Raw genomic sequence first — 19976 nt, 5'->3', positions numbered from 1 at the left:
CCTTCAGAGGCCGCTTGCTCAGCCACCGCACGCCCCAACGAGCCGTCGGCATCGTCGCGCTGAGCCTGAGTCTGGCCCTGGTTGCCACGACGGCCGAGGCCGTGCCGGTCGACGACACCGCTGGAGGAGGCCGACCGGGCGTCCAGAAGTCCGCAGACCCTGCCGAGGGCCGTGACGCCAAGGCCGCCCCACGGCCGGCGGACCTCAACGCGAAGGCAGCGGTCAGAACTCTCGACGAGGCGAGCTGGCCGACGGGGGGCAGCGCCGAGGTCGCGGTCGGCCCGCCGGGGAAGAGCAAGAAGACCGAGGTCGGCGGATTACCGGTGACGGTCACCCAGGTCGAGCCGCAGAAGACGGCGGAGAAGGCGAAGGGCGGTTCCGGGAAGGCGGAGAGGGCCAGGACCGCTCCCGCGGCGGTACGCGTCACCTCACTGGACCGGCAGCGGGCCCTGCAACTGGACAGCGCCGCGGTGCTGGGGATCAGCCGGGACGACGACGCGGACGAGCCCGGTACAGTTGAACTGTCCGTCGACTACTCGGCGTTCGCCGAGGGCTTCGGCGGCGATTACGGCGCCCGACTGCGCATGGTGCGGCTGCCCGGATGCGCCGCCACCGCCGAGCCGGGTAGCAAGGAGTGCCCCGAGCTGCCCGTACCGCTGGCCACGCGGAACGACACCGCAGAGCGGACGGTCACCGCCCAGGTCACCGCCGAGCCGGGGGAGGTCGGCCTGTCCGCCCAGGACGGCGAGGCAGCCACCCTGATCGCCCTCGTCTCGGGGGCCGAGTCCGCCAAGGGCGACTACACGGCGACCTCCCTGGCGCCGTCGGCCAGTTGGTCGGTGGCCAACTCCTCCGGTGGGTTCTCCTGGAACTACCCGCTCCGCACGGTGCCGACTCCGGGAGGCCTGACGCCGGTGATCGGGCTGGGCTACTCCTCCCAGACGGCCGACGGCCGTACCGCGGTCACCAACAACCAGGGCTCCTGGATCGGTGACGGCTTCGGCTTCGAGCCCGGATACATCGAGCGCGCCTACAAGCCCTGCGCCTACGACGGCCACAAGGACTCCGCCGAGCAGTGCTGGGCACACGACAACGCCACCATCCTCCTCGAGGGCAGCTCCGCCCAGCTCATCAAGGACGACGAGACCGGCAAGTGGCACATGACCGGGGAGAGCGGCGCCAGGATCGACAAGCTCACCGGTGCCGCCAACGGCGACGACAACGGTGAGCACTGGAAGGTGACCACCACCGACGGCACCGAGTACTACTTCGGCCTCGACCGGCTGCCCGGCTGGACCTCCGGCAAGGAGGAGACCGAATCGGCCTGGACCGTCCCCGTCTTCGGCGACGACTCCGGCGAGCCCTGCTACGACGCCACGTTCACCGCGGCGCACTGCGACCAGGCCTGGCGGTGGAACCTCGACTACGTCAAGGACACCCACGGCAACGTCATGTCGTACTTCTACGAGGCGGAGGCCAACCACTACGCCCTGAACGGCAAGACGGACGTGAACGGCACCGCGTACCACCGGGGCGGCCACCTCGAGCGCGTCGACTACGGCCAGCGCCACGAGCAGGTCTACGCCACCGAAGCCCCCGCCCGGGTGAAATTCACCGTCGCCGAACGCTGCCTGCCCACCGACTCCTTCAACTGCGGCGAGGACAAGCGCACCACGGCCAACGCCGGCCACTGGCCCGACGTCCCCGTCGATCTGGAGTGCAAGGCCGGCACCCGCTGCAAGACCGGGCAGGTGGCGCCCTCGTTCTGGACCACCAAGCGGCTGACCGGAATCACCACGCAGATGCGCACCGGCGCGAGCACCTACGACGACGTCGACGCCTGGACCCTCACCCACCGTTTCCTCGACAACGGCGACGACTCCAAGACGCTGTGGTTGTCGAAGATCCAGCACGAGGGCCGGGACGGAGACAACCACATCACGCTGCCCTCGGTCGACCTCCAGGGCGTCCAACTGGCAAACCGGGTGGACGAGGACGGCGACAACATCGACGCCTTCCACCGCTACCGCCTGACCTCGGTCCTGAGCGAGACCGGCGCCCAGCTCGACATCACCTACGCCCCCACCGAGTGCACCGCCGACGCGCTGCCCGAGCCGGGCAAGTCCACCAAGCGCTGCTATCCGGTGAAGTGGGCACCGCCGGGCCACATCGACCCGATCACCGACTGGTTCCACAAGTACGTCGTCGATCAGATCACCCAGACCGACCGCACCGGCGGCGGCGAGGACCTTGTCACCCGCTACGAGTACAAGGGACCGGCGGCCTGGCGGCACGCCGAGCCCGACGGCATCACCGACGAGAAGTACCACACGTGGGGCCAGTGGCAGGGCTACGGCAAGGTCACCGTCACCTCCGGCAACGGCGAAGTCACCGAGACCCGCGTCGACTACACGTATCTGCAGGGCATGCACGGCGATAAGGACGCGGACGGCGGCACCCGTTCGGTGAAGGTCACCGACTCCACGGGGGTCGAGTACACCGATCACAAGGAGTACACCGGCTTTGAACTGGAGGCCGCCACCTATGACAAGGGGGTGGGCGGCAAGGTCGTCTCCAGAGTCGTCACCGAACCCTGGAAGCACGACACCGCCACCCAGACCAAGTCCTGGGCCACCACCAAGGCCACTGTCGTCCAGCTCAAGACCACCCGCGGCTACGAGCTGCTCTCCGACGGCACCTGGCGGAGAACCAGGTCGGAGTCCACGTACGACACCGCCACCACCACCGGCCGGTTACTGAGGACCGAAGAACTCGGCGACCTGGCCACGGACGACGACGACCGTTGCGTCCGCCTGTGGTACGCGGACAACCCGGCGAAGAACATCCACGAGCTGCCCTCCCGCAGTGAGTCCGTCTCCGTCGACTGTGTCGCCGCCCCCGACCGCAGGACACAGGTCATCGCCGACGAACGCACCTCCTACGACGGCGGGACCTTCGGAGACGCGCCCACCAGGGGCGACGCCACCAGGACCGAGCGGCTGGCCTCCCACGACGGCACCCAGGGCACCTATCAGGTCACGGGCACCACCGAGTACGACGCCTTCGGCCGCCCCACCCTGCAGACCGACGCGGCCGGCGCGACGACCAGGACCGAGTACACCGACGTCAACGGGCTGATCTCCCGGACCAAGGTCACCAACCCGCTCGGTCACGGCACCGTCACCGACCACGACCCCGCCCGCGGTCAGGCGACGGGACAGACCGACCCCAACGGCCGGCGCACCGACCTGGCGCATGACGCGCTGGGGCGGCTGGTATCGGTCTGGCTGCCCGACCGGCGGAAGTCCCAGACGCCGAGCATCAAGTACTCCTACAACGTCCGCAAGGACAAGACGGTCGCGGTCAGCACCGAGAAGATCGAGATCGGCGGCACCTACGGCGTCGAGTACGAGCTCTACGACAGTCTGCTGCGCCCACGCCAGAAGCAGACCGAGGGGCCGGACGGCTCCCGCATGGTCGCCGACACCTTCTACGACGGCACCGGTGACATCAGGAAGACCAACGCGACGTACAACGCCGTAGGCACACCGTCGGACGAGCTGCTGACCGTCGCCAACGGCGAGGTAGGCGCGCAGACGCTGTACGAGTACGACGGCCTGAGCCGTGTCACGGCGGAGATCTTCGCGGTGGCGGGCGTGGAGTGGTGGCGCACCACCACCGTCCACGAGGGTGACCGCACCCACATCGACCCGCCCAAGGGCGGGGTTCCGGTCACGACGATCACCGACGCGGCCGGGCGGCTGACCGAGCTGCGCCACTACCAGGGCGAGGCACCGAACCCGGACGGCGCCGCCGGCCCCGGCAACGGCTATGACGCCACCAAGTACACCTACACGCCGGCCGGTCAGACGAAGACGGTCACCGACGCCAAGGGCAACACCTGGCGCTACGAGTACGACCAGAGGGGCCGCCAAGTCAGGGCCGTCGACCCGGACGCCGGCACCACGACCACGGCCTACGACGTCGTCGACCGTCCAGTACGGACGACGGACGAGCGAGGCAAGACTCTCTCCACCGTCTACGACAAGCTGGGGCGCGTCACCACCACCTGGGAGGGCGAGCCGGACACCGGCACAAAGCTCACCGCGACCAAGTACGACAAGGCAGGCTGGCTGGGCCACGCCTACGCCTCCTACCGGTACACCGACGACGGCCAGTACTTCGCCACGGTCACCCAGGCCATGGACGAGTTCTACCAGCCGCTGAAGACGGCCTACTCCGTGCCGTCCTCGACCGGGGACCTCGCCGGCCTCTACGTCTTCACCGCCACTTACAACCAGGACGGCACCCTCCAGGGCATGGGCATGCCCGCCGCGGGCGGCCTCGCCGCGGAGACGTTCGAGATCGACTACGACGCACTGCAGCGTCCGGTCTCGATGAAGAGCACCCTCTCCACGTACGTCACCGGCACCCGCTACTCGACCACGAGCCTGCTCCAGCAGATCGAACTCTCCAACGGCAGCGGCAAGAAGGTCTGGCAGAACTTCGACCACGAGAAGGGCACCGACCGTCTGACCCGGTCGGCGGTCAGAACCGAGGGCGCCACCGGTCCTCTGAAGGAGGCGCACTACTCCTACGACCAGGCCGGCAACGTACGGTCCATCTCCGACACGGCCGGCACGTCTCCGGACGTGCAGTGCTTCGCCTACGACACGGGCCAGCGGCTGGCCGAGGCCTGGACCCCGGCGGCCTCCGCAGAGCAGGCCACTGGCTCCGGGACGGTCGGCGGCGGACCGGGCGGCTCGGCCCCGGCCGCATGCGGCGCGGCACCGGGTGCGAGCGCACTGGGCGGCCCGGCACCGTACTGGAAGTCGTACACCGTCGACGCCCTCGGCAACCGTCTTCAGGAGGTCGTCCACGACACGGGTCTGGACGCCACCAAGGACGTCACCCGCACCTACACCTACGGCGAGAACGGTGCTGGACCGCACGCCGTCACGAAGGTCGTGGAGAAGACCCCGACCGGTGACCGGCAGTCCACCTACGGTTACGACGCCTCCGGCAACACCACCGAGCGGGTACTGGGTGGCGACACCCAGAAGCTGAACTGGGACGCCGAAGGCCAGTTGACGCGGACGGTCGAGGCGGACGGCCGTGAGGCCACCTATGTCTACGACGCCTCCGGCAACCGCGTCATGCGCAAGGACGCCACCGCCACCACGGTCTACCTGCCGGGCATGGAACTGCGCCTGCCCGAGGGCGGCAGCAAGGCGGAGGCCACCCGCTACTACTCCTTCGCGGACCAGACCGTCGCCGTCCGCACCGACGACGGCAAGCTGTCCTGGCTGGCCGCCGACCACCACGGCACGGGCGAACTGGCCATCGATGCCGCCACCGGCGCGGTCGCCGGGCAGCGCCGTTTCGACCCCTACGGCCTGGAGCGGGGCAAGGCGGCCGGCAACTGGCCGGGGGAGAAGGGCTTCGTCGGAGGCGCGATCGACGCCCAGACCGGTCTGACGAGCATCGGAGCACGCGAGTACGACCCGGAGCTGGGCAAGTTCATCTCGGTCGACCCGGTCATCGACTTCACCCAGCCCCAGCAGATCAACGGCTACGCCTACGCCAACAACAGCCCGGTCACCCTTTCCGACCCGTCGGGCGAGTTCGTCGGCTTCTACGGCCTGATCAAGGCCGTCAGATGGGCGTTCGACCAGATCTCCCGCGCCAGGTACGGCGACTCCTACCACGCGGTGAAGGCGGCCCAGCAGAAGAGGTACAGCGCGGAGCGGCGGTACAACACCGCGAAGCAGCAGACCAAGCAGGCTGCCAAGGAACTCGCCAAGATAGCCAAGGACGAGCTCGGCATCGACGCCGCGCTGGACTGCTTCTCCAGCGGCGACCTGGGCTCGTGCGGGGAGACGGCGCTGAACGTCGCAGGCTCCTTCGCCGGCGGTGTGGTGGGCAAGCTCCTGGTCAAGTACGGCGCTCCCTGGGACTGGAAGAAGGGCGCCGCACTGGCCAAGCGGGTCTGGGGACTCCTCGACGACCTGGTTGGCGGGGCAAGGCGGACGTGGAAGGAGTCACGGGCCCTCGACAAGGCTGACGACGCCCTGGCTGCTGCCAAGAAGAAGGCGGAGCGGAACAGAGGCAAGGGCAAGGAGGACGGGGGCGGGAGCTGTCCGGCCAAACACAGCTTCCTGCCCGATACCGAGGTCCTTCTCGCCGACGGCACGAGCAAGCCGATCAAGGACGTGGCGCTCGGTGACGAAGTCGTCGTCACCGACCCGGAGACGGGCGAAACCACGGTCCGCGAGGTCGTCGGCACCATCGTCACCGAGGACGACAAGCACTTCGTCGATCTCACCATCGCCACGGAGGACGGCGCCGCGGCCCTGATCTCCACCACGACCCACCCCTTCTGGGTGGAGTCCGAAGGGGAGTGGATCGACGCCGGTGACCTCGAGCCGGGCATGACCCTCCGCACCCCGGACGGCAAAACCGCCACCCTCGCCGCCCTCCACCACTTCGAACAGCGCCAGCGCACCAACGACCTCACCGTGGCCGGCATCCATACGTACTATGTGCTGGCGGGGGCTGCGCCGGTCCTGGTCCACAACTGCAATAGAGCCGGCTTGGATTTCACTGATGCTGAGCGGCAGAAGGTTTACGACGCCAACGCCGCGAAGAATGGCGGTGAGTACAAATGCGACTACTGTGGGCAGAAGGTGGAGCGGCGGGGATCGCGAGATGCCAATGGGAACCCTGTCCCGGGAAGGCCTGACGATGCCCAGATCGATCACATAGAGCCGAGAGCCGATGGCGGTCATGGTGGCGCGCATAATGGTGCCGTTGCCTGCCGTAGATGCAACAGGGACAAGTCCACCAAGACCATGGAAGAGTGGGACGATGAGCTCAGAGACTTCCTCGGCCCCTAGCGGCGGCGAGTCGGTGCCAGCGGGTAAGCCTGAGAGGCTGTACAAGGTGGCATTCGACCTCCCGGACGAGACAGCCGATTGGGCCCGTGCCTCTTCGGAACGGCTCTGGACTGGGAAGACATCCGTACAGATGGAGGTCCAGGTTCGCAACACTCCTTTCTATGTGAAGGGAATCGCCCTCGGGGACATTGTGCGAGTCAGAGTTGACCACGAGCGCAGAGAGTTCGTGTTCGAGGAGTTCGTGTCGGAAGCCGGGCATTCGACGGTCCGCGTCATCGTCAAAGATGACGACGCGAGGGACGTGATTGACGCCATGCTCCGCAGCTTTGATTGTTCCTGGGAGATCGATACGACGGGTTACTTGTGGGCAATCGATGTGCCGCCGCACGTTGATTATTCGTCCATGAGAGTTGCGCTCCTTCGTGTTGCCGGTGAAGGGAAAATCGGCATCGAAGAGGGTGCCCTTGCCAGGGCGCATCGCGACGGGCTCGGATTGCCGGATTCTGATCGTTAATCGGGTTCACGAGGAGCCCCGCCGGATTTCAGGCGGATTCAACAAATCGTCGCAACACAGGGAGTGTTGGGGTCGTTCTTCAGCAGCTCGGAGAAGCGCTCGGCTGGGCCGGCCCAGCCGAGCGCCTTCCGGGGCCTGGCGTTCAGCTCAGCCGCTACGGCGTCCAGGTCCTCCCTGGAGTACTTCGACAGATTCGCGCCCTTCGGGAAGTACTGCCGCAGCAGACCGTTGGTGTTCTCGTTCGATCCTCGCTGCCAGGGGCTGTGAGGATCACAGAAGTACACCGGCATCCCGGATGCCTTCGAGAAGGCATGGTGGTGCGCCATCTCGGCGCCTTGGTCCCAGGTCAGAGACCGCTTCAAGGCAGCCGGTAGGCCCCTGAAGGCCTCCAGGAGAGCGGTTTGCATGGCTCCGGGGCTATGGCCGTGTGGCAGGTGCACGAGCAGCGTGTAGCGGGTGCTGCGCTCCACGAGGGCGCCGACGCCGCTTCCGCAGGCTCCGGCCGGTCCGCAAGCGGCGGCTGATCTCACGCCATAGGTCGCCTCTGGGCTGGGCGTACAAGGCTCGGTAGATCGTCTCGTGGCTCGCGTACATCTCTGGTCGGTCGGGGAACTCCAGGCGCAGGATGTTCGCGATCTGCTCGGGGCTCCATTTCTCGTCGAGGCGCGCCTGAACGAAAGCTTGCAGCTCAGGGCATGTTTCTACTCGTCTCGTCTTGGGGCGCGGCCGCCGTGACTCTGCTCGTTACTGAGCGGCGAACGGTCGGTAGTACGAGGGATGGGCGGGCCCGACGTTGGGGTTGCAGTTGCGTCGGATCTCACGGCTGATGGTCGACGGGCTTCGGCCCAGCGCGGCCGCGATCGACCGGATGGACTTCTTCGCCCGTCGCAGGTCAGCGATGCGGATGCGCTCCTCTTCGGACAGGTACCGGGTCGAAATGGCGAGCGCGGGGGCCCTCAGCCCGCCCTTGCGCGGGTTGAGAGGGAACGTGCGTGGAGCACCAACGAGCGGTTGGACCGCGGCGCGGATCGACTTGCTCCTGCCGGCTTTGGCCGTTACCCGCTCGGCACGGCCGTTCAGCCACTCTTGGCCGGTCCTGCGGTTGATCCCGACGACGCGGCTGGCTTCTCTGATGCTCACACCTTCGTGTATCAGTTCGAGAAACCGCTGTTTCACCTCGGGGGACACCCTCTTGCCGTTAGGTGTGCTGTCCGGACAGGTTGGTGACGCGGCTGGCGGGTGTCTGGCCGTCGATGCCGGTGTGGGGTCGGTGGTAGTTGTACCAGTCCAGCCAGTCGGGAAACGTGGCCTGGCGTTCGCGGTCTGAGGTGTAGGGCCGCTGGTAGGCCCTCTCCTCGAGCAGGGTGCGGTGGAAGCGTTCGCCTTTGCCGTTGGTCTGCGGCCGCCAGGGCCTCGTCCAGCGGGGGCTGATGCCCAGCTCGTGGCAGGGCTGGCGCCAGGTGTTCTTGGTGCAGGCCCAGGCGTTGTCGGTCAGCACGCGCTCGACGGTGACGCCTTGCTGGGCGAACCAGGCAGTTGCCCGTCGCAGGAAGGCTGCGCAGGTGGCGGCCTTCTCATCGGGCAGGTCCTCGGTGTAGGCGAGGCGGGTGTGGTCGTCCAGGGCGGTGTGCAGGTAGGCGTATCCGGTGCCGTTGCGGCGGTCCTGGTTGGCCCGGCCGGCTGCCCGGCCGAGGACCTGGTGGCCGCCGCCGTCGGGGATGCGGCCGAGCTTCTTGACGTCGATGTGGACCAGTTCGCCGGGCCGGGCACGCTCGTAGCGGCGGACGGGTTCGCCGGTGGCCCGGTCGCAGGCGGCGAGCGCGGGCAGGCCGTGCCGGACGAGGACGCGGTGGGCGGTGGAAGCGGCGATGCCGCAACGGGCGGCCAGCCGCACCGGACCGATCCGGCGTTCGCGTCGCAGCCGCACCACCTGCTGTTCGACCGGGGCGGGCGTCTGGCGCGGGCTGTGGGGGGGGCGGCTGGGGCGGTCGAGCATCCCGGCCGGGCCCAGTCGCCGGTAGCGGCCCGCCCAGCGAGCGGCGGTGGTGTGGCTGACCTGGAAGCGGTCCGCGGCCCGCCGCAGCGGCCAGCCTTCGTCCACGACACACCGGGCCAGGCGAAGCCGTCCGGTCGGAGTCAGCGGGGCGTTACGGTGGGACACGAGGGCCTCCTGCGGTCGGGCGTAGATGTCGCAATCCACACCGAACCCAGAAGGCCCTCACCTGTTCAAGCACCCAGCACGCGTGTCACCAACGTCCCGGGACAGCACAGTTAGGGCGTCCCCCGGCAGTACTGCTCTTGCTCTTCATCGCCCACCCGGACGTCAGGTGTTGCGACGATCATTAGAACCCAAGTTCATTCCGGCGGGGCTTCTGGCGTGTTTGACGGCAACGGTGACGGCAACGTCAGCGGACGGCGGTTACGGCGGGTGGGTCGCCAGTGCCGTCATCGGTCGCATCGAGTGCGTTGCCCAGGGCGTGTCGATGGCTTGGCGTTGGAGTCGGAGTCTCACGTGGGCGTAGCCGGCGGCGGTGACGCCGATGTGGGCGTGGCCCAACAGCTCCTCGATGACGATGAGGTCGACGCCCTGTTCAAGGCGACCCGCTGACGCGGGTCGCGCGCGGCACGGCCGCCCACCCGGCCCGCTCTCGGCTCCGCCACCGCGGGCCGGCCAGCGACCAGGCCGCGCAGAAACAGCACAGCGGACGACTAGGAGCGCGGAGGAAGCCGGACGCGCCAGTACGGCGAATGCCAGGCCGAGGGCGAGGCGACGGCGGGGAGTTGGCCGGGGCGGAGGCCCGGAGGTGGGGCCGGTCGGCTTCGTGGGCTTTACCCACCTCTCCGGGCCGGGGCCCGCGTCGGGCAAGGCCATGCCCGACCCCAACCTGGCCAGGACACCGGCCGAAGCCCACTCCACCGCCCTTACGTGAGGTAGCCGTCTGGCGGCAACGCCGACGGCAACCGAGGCGCACAGCACGACACTTCCACGCACACGTACGGACCGGCCGGAATCCGCTGACCAGCGAAAATGCAGGTGACGCCCGCCCAGCGCGCACACGTACTATGCGCTGGCGGGGGCTGCGCCGGTATTCGTTCACAACAACAACTGTGATGTCTCGGACTTGGCGTCGAAGATCGATGTCGAAAATATTTCGATGACCAAGACCGTCGAAAAATCACACCTGGGACATCGCAGGTACCCGAGACGTCGAGGCTCTCAACTTTGGCAAGGCTGCGCGCCCCTACATGAATGGCAACAATGGGCAGCTCTTACGGGAAATTATGGCGGGTCTACTCCCAGGATTGATTCCCGCGGCGCTGCTGGAGTTGTCGAGTGGAGGGCGCCGGGAGCAATGAAACGAAGTAACGGGATCTGGGAACTCAACATCGACGCAAACTCGAACAGGATTTTCCACTTCCTCTTCAAGAGTGCACAAGGTTAGCCATCGAAGTGAAGTTTCTGTCCAAGACGGTTCTCCCCTTGAGAGCCTACTCACCTACGACGAGTCCGAGTACGGGTTCTCTTTTACTGCGCGGAGCGCGGAGTCGCTGAGTGAGAGGCTCGGCTCGGAGGGGGTATGAGCGTGCTGATCGGCACGCTGCAGCTCGAGGTCGATATCGAATCCCGGGAAGAGGGTGCTGGCGACGCCAAGTTCGTGCAAATGGCGGGTGGCATTGTCTTCGGCATCGAAACCGGCGATCTGGTTTCAGTCTGGCTCCATCCTGTTTTTGCAGGGTGACAGGCCGTGAATTGGACAGGTAAGCGGTGAGTCGATAGCGTTACATGAAGTAATCCCCGCCCGGTGTGTTGCGTTGCAAATGATCGTCGCAGAACGCATTTGCGGGACTGTGATGGTGCGCAGTGAGGGGCGCCGGCGACGGAGGAGGCAGGGGAAGCGATGGACGTTCGTTCGACTTGATGCGTGACTGGCGGGCCAGCTGGTCGCTGGTCTCGTTGAGTGGCGGAGGGGTCGGGTGGGCGGACGGCTCTGTGCCAGTCACTCGGGGGAACGTTTCGCATTATATATCGAATGTTTCGACACTGGCAGAACTCCGCAGGGCTACTTCGCCGAGGCTGACAGGGTTACGATCGCCGCCATGACTTCCCCGCAGCCCGCTGAAACCCGGACGCAAGGGCGGAGCGCGCAGACCGCGACCCTCGCCGAGATCGCCCGTGAGGCCGGCGTCTCCGCACCGACTGTTTCGAAGGTCCTCAACGGTCGTGCCGACGTCGCTCCCGCCACCCGCAGCCGGGTCGAGCAGTTGCTGCGCGCCCACGGTTACCGGCGCCGCCGTGCCGAGGCCACCCGCTCGCCGCTGATCGACCTGGTCTTCCACGAACTGGAGAGCGCCTGGGCGATGGAGGTCATCCGGGGCGTGGAGAACGTCGCCCGGGACGCGGGACTGAGCGTCGTGCTCTCCGAGAGCGCGGGGCGGCTGACGCCGGGCCGGACCTGGGCCGACCAGGTCGCCGCGCGCCGTCCGCACGGTGTGATCCTCGTGCTGTCCGGCCTCGACGAGTCCGGGCGTGCGCTGCTGACCAGCCGTTCCATCCCGTTCGTGGTGATGGACCCGGCCGGCGACCCCGGTACCGACGTGCCGTCCATCGGCGCGACCAACTGGCAGGGCGGGCTCGCCGCCACGCGTCACCTGGTCGAGCTCGGCCACACCCGGATCGGCGCGATCAGCGGGCCCACGCAGATGATGTGCAGCCGTGCCCGCGTCGACGGCTACCGGGCCGCCCTGGAGACCGCCGGGCTGCCGGTGGACCCGGGACTGATCATGACCGGCGACTTCCACCACGAGGCCGGCTACCGGCAGGGGCTCGCCCTGCTGGGCCGTGAGGACCGGCCCACCGCGGTCTTCGCGGGCAACGACCTCCAGGCGCTCGGCCTGTACGAGGCCGCGCGGGAGCTGGGGCTGCGGATCCCGGAGGACCTGAGCGTCGTCGGGTTCGACGACCTGCCGGTGGCCCGCTGGGTGGGTCCGCCGCTGACGACCGTACGGCAGCCGTTGACGGAGATGGCCGAGGCGGCGGCCAAGCTGGTCCTCGACCTCGGCAAGAACGAGGACTCGCCGGCGGCGACCCGGGTGGAGCTGGCCACGAGCCTGGTGGTGCGCAGCAGCACGGCACCGCCGCCGGGGGCGTGAACCGGCCGAAAGTTTCGGCCGGTGGATGTCCCCAGGGCCTACCGGGCGGAAGTCGGAGAATGTGACAAGAAATCGGCCGGCCGTGACGACGCTGACCATGCCGGTGCTGCCCGCGCCCGGCGACCCCCACCGCGTGGTGGCGAAGGAGCCGGACGCGGCGGAGCCGTGGGCCTCGCTGAAGTGAGGCGCGGGGCCGGACGGAAGAACGGCGAAAAAAGTCGGGCGCGGATGTCGATTCCGGTGTCTCCCGATCGACGCAGGGGTGAGAGGCCGGGAAGGACCCGGCCCGTACCACCCGAGGAGTCACCGTGCCGCGCTATCTCTCCATGATCCGGATCGACGAGAACAACGCGCCCGCCGAAGGCCCGAGCCCGGAGCTGATGCAGCGGATGGGCGAGCTGATCGAGGAGATGACCAAGGCCGGGGTCATGCTGGACACCGCCGGTCTGAAGCCGACCGCCCAGGGCGTCCGGGTGCGCTACGAGGGCGGTGAACTGTCCGTGACCGACGGGCCGTTCACCGAGTCCAAGGAGGTCGTCGGCGGATACGCGATCGTGCAGGCCAAGGACATGGCCGAGGCCGTCGAGTGGACCAAGCGGTTCCTGAAGGTGCACGAGGCGCACTGGACGGTGACCTGCGAGGTGCGGGAGATCGAGGAGGGCTGACCGGGCCGCGCCGGAGGACCCTGCTTGGCGGTGCCGCCGTACGGGTGTCTGATGGTGAGCTGTGACACCGCAGCCCACCGCCGGCCCGCACGGCCGCCCCGCCGGCCCGCACGGCGCGGCGCCCGAGTCCGCCGCCGCGACGGCCGAGACCGTCTTCCGCATGGAGTCCCCGCGGGTGATCGCCGGCGTGACCCGGATCGTCCGGGACGTCGGCATCGCCGAGGACCTCGCGCAGGACGCGCTGGTCGCCGCGCTGGAGCAGTGGCCGAGGGACGGTGTGCCCGACAATCCGGGCGCCTGGCTCATGGCCACCGCCCGCCACCGTGCCGTCGACCTGGTGCGCCGACGCGAGAACTACGCCCGCAAGCTCGCCGAGATCGGCCGGGACCAGTCCACGGCGGCCGTCCTCCCGCAGGAGCCCGCCGACCCGGACGACATCGACGACGACCTGCTCCGGCTGGTGTTCACCGCCTGCCACCCGGTGCTGTCCGCCGAGGCCCGCACCGCCCTCACCCTGCGGCTGCTCGGCGGCCTCACGACGGTCGAGATCGCCCGCGCCTTCCTCGTCCCCGAGGCCACCGTCGCCCAGCGCATCGTGCGCGCCAAGCGCACCCTGGCGACGAGGAACGTCGCCTTCGAAGTGCCCTACGGCCCCGACCGCGAGGCCCGCCTCGGCTCGGTCCTCGACGTCATCTACCTGATCTTCAACGAGGGGTACGCCGCCACCGCCGGCGACGACTTGCTGCGTCCCGCCCTGTGCGAGGACGCGCTGCGGCTCGCCCGCGTGCTGTCCGCTCTGATGCCGAAGGAGCCCGAGGTGCACGGACTGACGGCGCTGCTGGAGTTCCAGGCGTCCCGCGCCGCGGCCCGCACCGGTCCGGACGGCGAGCCGGTCCTGCTGAAGGACCAGAACCGGGCCCGCTGGAACCGCATGCTCATGGCCCGCGGCGCCGCCGCCCTGACCCGTGCCGACGCCGTCGGCGCCCCGGGACCGTACGTCCTCCAGGCCGCCATCGCCGCCTGCCACGCGCGCGCCCACCGCTACGAGGAGACCGACTGGCCGCGCATCGCCACCCTGTACGCCCTGCTCGCCGCCCGCGCGCCCTCCCCGGTCGTGGAACTCAACCGCGCGGTCGCCGTCTCCATGGCCGAGGGTCCCGCCGCCGCGCTCCCGATCGTCGACGCCCTCACCGGCGTACCGGCGCTGCGGGAGTACCACCTGCTGCCGAGCGTCCGCGGTGATCTGCTGGCGCGGCTCGGCCGTACCGCGGAGGCGCGGTCGGAGTTCGAGCGGGCGGCCGCGCTCACCCGCAACGAACGCGAACGGGAGATGCTGCGGCGGCGTGCCGCGGACACCGGCCCCTGATCACCGCACCGGGTGCCCCAGCAGCATGGCCGGTGCGCCGTCGACCCGGGTCAGGAACACGGTGACGGACGCCGAACCGTGCGGTTTGGGCAGGACCTTGCGCCGCAGTTCCTCCGGTTCCACCGCCGAGCCGCGCTTCTTGACGGTCAGCGTGCCGACCTGCCGCTCGCGCAGCAGCGCCTTCAGCTTCTTGGCGTTGAAGGGCAGCCGGTCGGTGATCTCGTAGGCGGTGGCGTACGGCGTCGGACGGTGCTCGTCCGCGGTCACGTAGGCGATGGTCGCGTCGATGAGCCCGCCGTCGAGCTGTTCGGCGACCTCGGCGACCAGATGGGCCCGGATGACGGCGCCGTCCGGCTCGTACAGGTACCGGCCGGGCGGGCGGACCGCCGGGTCGGGCAGGCCGCGGGAGTGGAGCGTGCGCGGCCCGGGGAGGAGGGTCGCGCGGACGGCGCCCGGGGCGGCGTCCCGCCCGGCGCCGAACCACAGCACCGCCTCCTTCACGTCCCCGCCGTCCGAGATCCACTCGGCCTCCGCGTCGTCCGGCACGGCCTCGTGCGGGATGCCCGGCGCCACCTTCAGGGCGGCCGCGCGGGGCGCGGTGCGGGCGGCGCCGACCGCCCAGGACAGCGGGGGCGAGTACGCCTCGGGGTCGAAGATCCGGCCCCGGCCGCCGCGCCGGGCCGGGTCGACGAAGACGGCGTCCCAGCCGCTGGTGTCCACCTCCGTCACGTCCGTCCGGCGCACCTCGATGAGGTCGGCGAGCCCCAGCGCCTCGGCGTTCGCCCGCGCCGCCGCCGCGGTCAGCGGGTCCCGGTCCACCGCCAGCACCCGGATGCCGGCGCGGGCCAGCGCGATCGCGTCCCCGCCGATGCCGCAGCACAGGTCGGCCACGGACGTCACGCCCAGCTCCCGGAACCGCCGCGCCCGGTACGCCGCCACGCTGGCCCGGGTCGACTGCTCCACGCCGTTCGGGGTGAAGAACATCCGCCCGGCGTCCTGCGCGCCGAACTTCGCCGCCGCCCGCTGCCGCAGCCGCGCCTGGCCCAGCGCCGCCGACACCAGGTCGGCGGGGTGCTCGCGGCGCAGCCGGGTCGCGACGGCGAGTTCGTGCGCCGGGTCGGTGTCGCGCACCTCGTCGAGGAGGGCGCGGCCTTCGGGAGTGAGGAGCGGGGCGAGGTCGTTCACCGGGACATTGTGGGCCAGTCGGCGGACCGTGCGCCTCCGGCCGCGGTGTCGGGCCGGGTTACCGGCGGTGGACTGCGAGGATCCGGCCTCATGGGAACAGTAGGACAAAATGATAAAAAGTGGCCGCTGCGTCGTGTACGGATCGGCCTCGCCGCACTCGTCCTCGCCACCCTCGCCCCGAGCTGCGGACCGGCCGACCCCGAGGCCGCGTCCGCCGGCCGCAGGCAGCCCCTCAAGGCGCCCCCGGCCCGCGCGCTGGACGCCTACGCCACCAAACTGCGCGCGGCGCACACCGCCCGGGTCGCCGCCGCACGGCACTGGGGACTGAAACGGCTCCCGCTGACCGCTCCACCGCCACCCGCGAAGAAGCCGAGGATCACCACCCGTGACGGCTTCGAGGTCGACGGCCACCGGCGGCTGGGCCTGCCGCCGGTGTTCACCACCGTCCCGACCGAGCGGAAGGTCGTCTTCCTCACCATCGACGACGGCGCCGAGAAGGACCCGGCGTTCCTGCGGATGATGAACGAACTGCGCGTCCCGTACAGCGCCTTCCTCAGCGACTACCTCGTCGAGGAGGACTACGCGTACTTCGAGAAGATGCGGGACAGCGGCGCCGGCCTGCACAACCACACCCTCCGCCACCCGTACCTGCCGGGCCTGTCGTACGCCCGCCAGAAGCGCGAGATCTGCGGCATGCAGAAGGTCATGGAGAAGCGCTACGGCGAGCGCCCCGCCCTGTTCCGCCCGCCCTACGGCAACTACAACAAGGACACTCTGCGGGCGGCGAAATCCTGCGGCATCGCGTACGTACCGCTGTGGAACGCGGAGGTCTTCGCCGACCACTGGGACTACCGCGAATGGGACCGTTCGCTGCACCCCGGCGACATCGTCCTCACCCACTTCCGCGGCCGCGAGGACTGGAACGGCAGCATGCCGGACATGATCCGCCGCTTCCTGGACAAGGTCACGGCGGAGGGGTACGCGGTGGCGCGGCTGGAGGACTACCTGTGAGGCGCCGCCGGCCGGCACCCCGGGCCGCGCTCCTCACCGCCGCCGCCCTGCTGGCCGCGCTCGCCGGCTGCGGCCCGGCGGCACCGGGGACCGGGACCGCCGCACGGCCCGCCGTGCCCGCCGGGGAGAAGGACGCCGTGGACGGCGCGGGCCCGTCACCCGCGGACCGGCCGCGGGCGGGCCGCGGCACGCCGCCCGTCGTCGACCACGTCCCCACCGACGACCGGGTCGTCTTCCTCACCTACGACGACGGCGCCGAACGCGACCCCCGCTTCATCGACCTGGTCCGCGAACGCCGCCTGCCCGTCAGCATGTTCCTCACCGACAGCGTGGTCGGCCCCGGCTACGCGCACTTCGCCCGCCTGCGCTCGGTCGGCGCGAGCCTGCAGAACCACACCCTCGACCACCCCGCCCTGCGCGGCCTGCCCTACGCCGGCCAGCGCGCCGAGATCTGCGGCCAGCAGCGCAAGCTCACCTCCCGCTTCGGCGTCCGCCCCCGCCTCTTCCGCCCGCCCTACGGCGCGTACGACACCACGACCCTGCGCGCCGCCGCCGACTGCGGCATCGCGGCGGTGGTGCTCTGGCGCGTGACCCTGGAGGCGGACGGCCACCTCACCTACGCCCGCGGCCCCCACCACCTGACCCCCGGCGACATCGTCTCCGTCCCGTCGGGCGAGGCGCCGACGATGTCCCTGGCCGAACGGACCGCGGGGCTGCTGGACGAGATGGCGGAGCGGGGGCTGAGGGTGGGGAGGCTGGAGGACTACGTCGGACACCGGTGAGCCCCGGCCGGCGGTCACCGGCGAGCGGCTCACCGCCGGCCCGTCCGGGCGTTCGGCCTGGTGCGGCAGCGCCGGGGATGCGTCTCGCTGCGCCACCGCCGACTGCACCGGAACCGTACGAACGACCCGCCCCCAGCACGCGACGCGCGGCGGGCAATTGGCACTCCGCTTGACCGAGTGCTAATCGCGGTCATAGTCTCAGGTCTGGCACTCCCCCCTGGAGAGTGCCAAACACGCGACGGGCAGGTCCGGCACCCGCGACGACGGATCCACCTGGTCGCCACCTCAGACAGTTAACCCCGTGAGATCTCCGAAGGGGGAGGTCGGATCGTGACGACCGCCAGCTCCAAGGTTGCCATCAAGCCGCTCGAGGACCGCATCGTGGTCCAGCCGCTCGACGCCGAGCAGACCACGGCTTCGGGCCTGGTCATTCCGGACACCGCCAAGGAGAAGCCCCAGGAGGGCGTCGTCCTGGCCATCGGTCCGGGCCGCTTCGAGGACGGCAAGCGCGTCGAACTCGACGTGAAGGTCGGCGACGTCGTTCTGTACAGCAAGTACGGCGGCACCGAGGTGAAGTACAACGGCGAGGAGTACCTCGTCCTCTCGGCCCGCGACGTCCTCGCGATCGTCGAGAAGTAAGGGCTACGGGGACACCCCCGAAACCCACACCTCGAAGCACTTTTGCTCGAACTGCGCCCCTGGCCCCAGCATCCGATCAAGAAGCCGGGCGCCCGGGGCGCAGTGATTTCACCCAGATTTCCGAGAGGGCTCCCGCTGCCATGGCGAAGATCCTGAAGTTCGACGAGGACGCCCGTCGCGCCCTCGAGCGCGGCGTCAACAAGCTTGCCGACACGGTCAAGGTGACGATCGGCCCCAAGGGCCGCAACGTCGTCATCGACAAGAAGTTCGGCGCCCCCACCATCACCAACGACGGTGTCACGATCGCCCGCGAGGTCGAGATCGAGGACCCGTACGAGAACCTCGGCGCGCAGCTGGTGAAGGAGGTGGCGACCAAGACCAACGACATCGCTGGTGACGGCACCACCACCGCCACCGTCCTGGCGCAGGCCCTGGTGCGCGAGGGCCTGAAGAACGTCGCCGCCGGCGCCTCCCCGGCCGCCCTGAAGAAGGGCATCGACGCCGCCGTCGCCGCGGTCTCCGAGGACCTGCTCGCCTCGGCCCGCCCGATCGACGAGAAGTCCGACATCGCCGCCGTCGCCGCGCTGTCCGCCCAGGACCAGCAGGTCGGCGAGCTCATCGCCGAGGCGATGGACAAGGTCGGCAAGGACGGTGTCATCACCGTCGAGGAGTCCAACACCTTCGGCCTGGAGCTGGACTTCACCGAGGGCATGGCCTTCGACAAGGGCTACCTGTCGCCGTACTTCGTGACGGACCAGGAGCGCATGGAGGCCGTCCTCGACGACCCGTACATCCTCATCACGCAGGGCAAGATCTCCGCGATCGCCGACCTGCTGCCGCTGCTGGAGAAGGTCATCCAGGCCAACTCCTCCAAGCCGCTGCTGATCATCGCCGAGGACGTCGAGGGCGAGGCCCTGTCGACCCTGGTCGTCAACAAGATCCGCGGCACCTTCAACGCCGTCGCGGTGAAGGCCCCCGGCTTCGGCGACCGCCGCAAGGCGATGCTGCAGGACATGGCGGTCCTCACCGGCGCCACGGTCGTCTCCGAGGAGGTCGGCCTCAAGCTCGACCAGGTCGGCCTGGACGTCCTCGGCTCCGCCCGCCGCGTCACCGTCACCAAGGACGACACCACGATCGTCGACGGCGGCGGCAAGAAGGAGGACGTCGAGGGTCGCGTCGGCCAGATCAAGGCCGAGATCGAGACCACCGACTCCGACTGGGACCGCGAGAAGCTCCAGGAGCGCCTCGCGAAGCTGGCCGGCGGCGTGTGCGTCATCAAGGTCGGCGCCGCCACCGAGGTGGAGCTGAAGGAGAAGAAGCACCGTCTGGAGGACGCCATCTCCGCGACCCGCGCCGCGGTCGAGGAGGGCATCGTCTCCGGTGGTGGCTCCGCGCTGGTCCACGCCGTCAAGGTCCTCGAGGGCAACCTCGACAAGACCGGCGACGAGGCCACCGGTGTCTCCGTGGTCCGCAAGGCCGCCGTCGAGCCGCTGCGCTGGATCGCCGAGAACGCCGGCCTCGAGGGCTACGTCATCGTCTCCAAGGTCGCCGAGCTGGAGAAGGGCAGCGGCTACAACGCCGCCACCGGCGAGTACGGCGACCTGATCAAGGCCGGCGTCATCGACCCGGTCAAGGTCACCCGCTCCGCCCTGGAGAACGCCGCCTCCATCGCCTCCCTCCTCCTGACGACCGAGACCCTGGTCGTCGAGAAGAAGGAAGAGGAAGAGCCGGCCGCCGCCGCGGGCCACGGCCACGGCCACGCCCACT

12 protein-coding genes and 2 pseudogenes are annotated in these 19976 nt (G+C 69.5%); 10 read left to right on the top strand and 4 right to left on the bottom strand.

The window, feature by feature from the left end:
• Positions 1–14 precede the first annotated feature (14 nt).
• Together FGW31_RS13395 and FGW31_RS13390 are read left to right on the top strand one after the other, a co-directional pair.
• The gene (locus FGW31_RS13395; RefSeq protein ID WP_142193658.1) at positions 15–6896 is read left to right on the top strand and encodes an RHS repeat-associated core domain-containing protein; all 6882 of its coding nucleotides are present in this window, start codon (positions 15–17) and stop codon (positions 6894–6896) included.
• Positions 6868–7410 (top strand): DUF4265 domain-containing protein, encoded by a 543-nt coding sequence (locus FGW31_RS13390; RefSeq protein WP_182675368.1) that lies wholly within the window; start codon positions 6868–6870, stop codon positions 7408–7410. Before FGW31_RS13395 ends, FGW31_RS13390 begins: the two co-directional genes overlap by 29 nt.
• A gap of 38 nt (positions 7411–7448) precedes the next feature.
• On the opposite strand, the pseudogene FGW31_RS36215 reads toward FGW31_RS13390, so the two are convergent.
• The 3 genes and pseudogenes from FGW31_RS36215 to FGW31_RS35615 all read right to left on the bottom strand — a co-directional run.
• Positions 7449–8598, bottom strand: a pseudogene (locus tag FGW31_RS36215) (IS30 family transposase).
• A 10-nt stretch (positions 8599–8608) separates the two neighbouring features.
• Positions 8609–9571: an IS481 family transposase gene (locus tag FGW31_RS13380; RefSeq protein WP_142193656.1), complete on the bottom strand. Its 963-nt coding sequence runs from the start codon at positions 9569–9571 to the stop codon at positions 8609–8611.
• A gap of 244 nt (positions 9572–9815) precedes the next feature.
• Positions 9816–10006, bottom strand: a pseudogene (locus tag FGW31_RS35615) (site-specific integrase); the annotation flags it as partial.
• Positions 10007–10988: 982 nt separating this feature from the next.
• Between FGW31_RS35615 and FGW31_RS35000 the strand changes: the two are divergent.
• From FGW31_RS35000 to FGW31_RS13355, 4 genes are all read left to right on the top strand, one after another.
• The gene (locus FGW31_RS35000; RefSeq protein ID WP_182675164.1) at positions 10989–11150 is read left to right on the top strand and encodes a hypothetical protein; all 162 of its coding nucleotides are present in this window, start codon (positions 10989–10991) and stop codon (positions 11148–11150) included.
• 358 nt (positions 11151–11508) lie between these two features.
• On the top strand, positions 11509–12561 hold the full coding sequence (locus tag FGW31_RS13370) for a LacI family DNA-binding transcriptional regulator (RefSeq protein WP_142193655.1): 1053 nt from the start codon (positions 11509–11511) through the stop codon (positions 12559–12561).
• 308 nt (positions 12562–12869) lie between these two features.
• On the top strand, positions 12870–13226 hold the full coding sequence (locus FGW31_RS13360; RefSeq protein WP_142193654.1) for a YciI family protein: 357 nt from the start codon (positions 12870–12872) through the stop codon (positions 13224–13226).
• A gap of 61 nt (positions 13227–13287) precedes the next feature.
• The gene (locus FGW31_RS13355; protein ID WP_267905343.1) at positions 13288–14592 is read left to right on the top strand and encodes an RNA polymerase sigma factor; all 1305 of its coding nucleotides are present in this window, start codon (positions 13288–13290) and stop codon (positions 14590–14592) included.
• On the opposite strand, the gene FGW31_RS13350 is transcribed toward FGW31_RS13355, so the two are convergent.
• On the bottom strand, positions 14593–15777 hold the full coding sequence (locus FGW31_RS13350; protein WP_161175612.1) for a class I SAM-dependent methyltransferase: 1185 nt from the start codon (positions 15775–15777) through the stop codon (positions 14593–14595). It lies immediately after the preceding gene.
• A 90-nt stretch (positions 15778–15867) separates the two neighbouring features.
• Here FGW31_RS13350 and FGW31_RS13345 point away from each other — a divergent pair, with 90 nt between their 5' ends.
• The 4 genes from FGW31_RS13345 to groL all read left to right on the top strand — a co-directional run.
• The gene (locus FGW31_RS13345) at positions 15868–16788 is read left to right on the top strand and encodes a polysaccharide deacetylase family protein (protein ID WP_142193652.1); all 921 of its coding nucleotides are present in this window, start codon (positions 15868–15870) and stop codon (positions 16786–16788) included.
• Positions 16785–17570, top strand: coding sequence for a polysaccharide deacetylase family protein (locus FGW31_RS13340; protein WP_373303434.1), 786 nt, complete (start codon positions 16785–16787; stop codon positions 17568–17570). Before FGW31_RS13345 ends, FGW31_RS13340 begins: the two co-directional genes overlap by 4 nt.
• Before the next feature lie 330 nt (positions 17571–17900).
• Positions 17901–18209 (top strand): co-chaperone GroES, encoded by a 309-nt coding sequence (groES, locus tag FGW31_RS13335; protein WP_006130737.1) that lies wholly within the window; start codon positions 17901–17903, stop codon positions 18207–18209.
• A 140-nt stretch (positions 18210–18349) separates the two neighbouring features.
• Positions 18350–19976 (top strand): chaperonin GroEL (gene groL / locus FGW31_RS13330; RefSeq protein WP_142193651.1); only part of this gene is annotated, 1627 nt, incomplete at its 3' end.

Origin of the sequence: Streptomyces calvus (assembly GCF_006782915.1) — a bacterium.
GTDB classification, from domain to species: Bacteria; Actinomycetota; Actinomycetes; order Streptomycetales; family Streptomycetaceae; genus Streptomyces; species Streptomyces calvus.
This window is presented reverse-complemented; position numbering and strand designations above follow the sequence as displayed.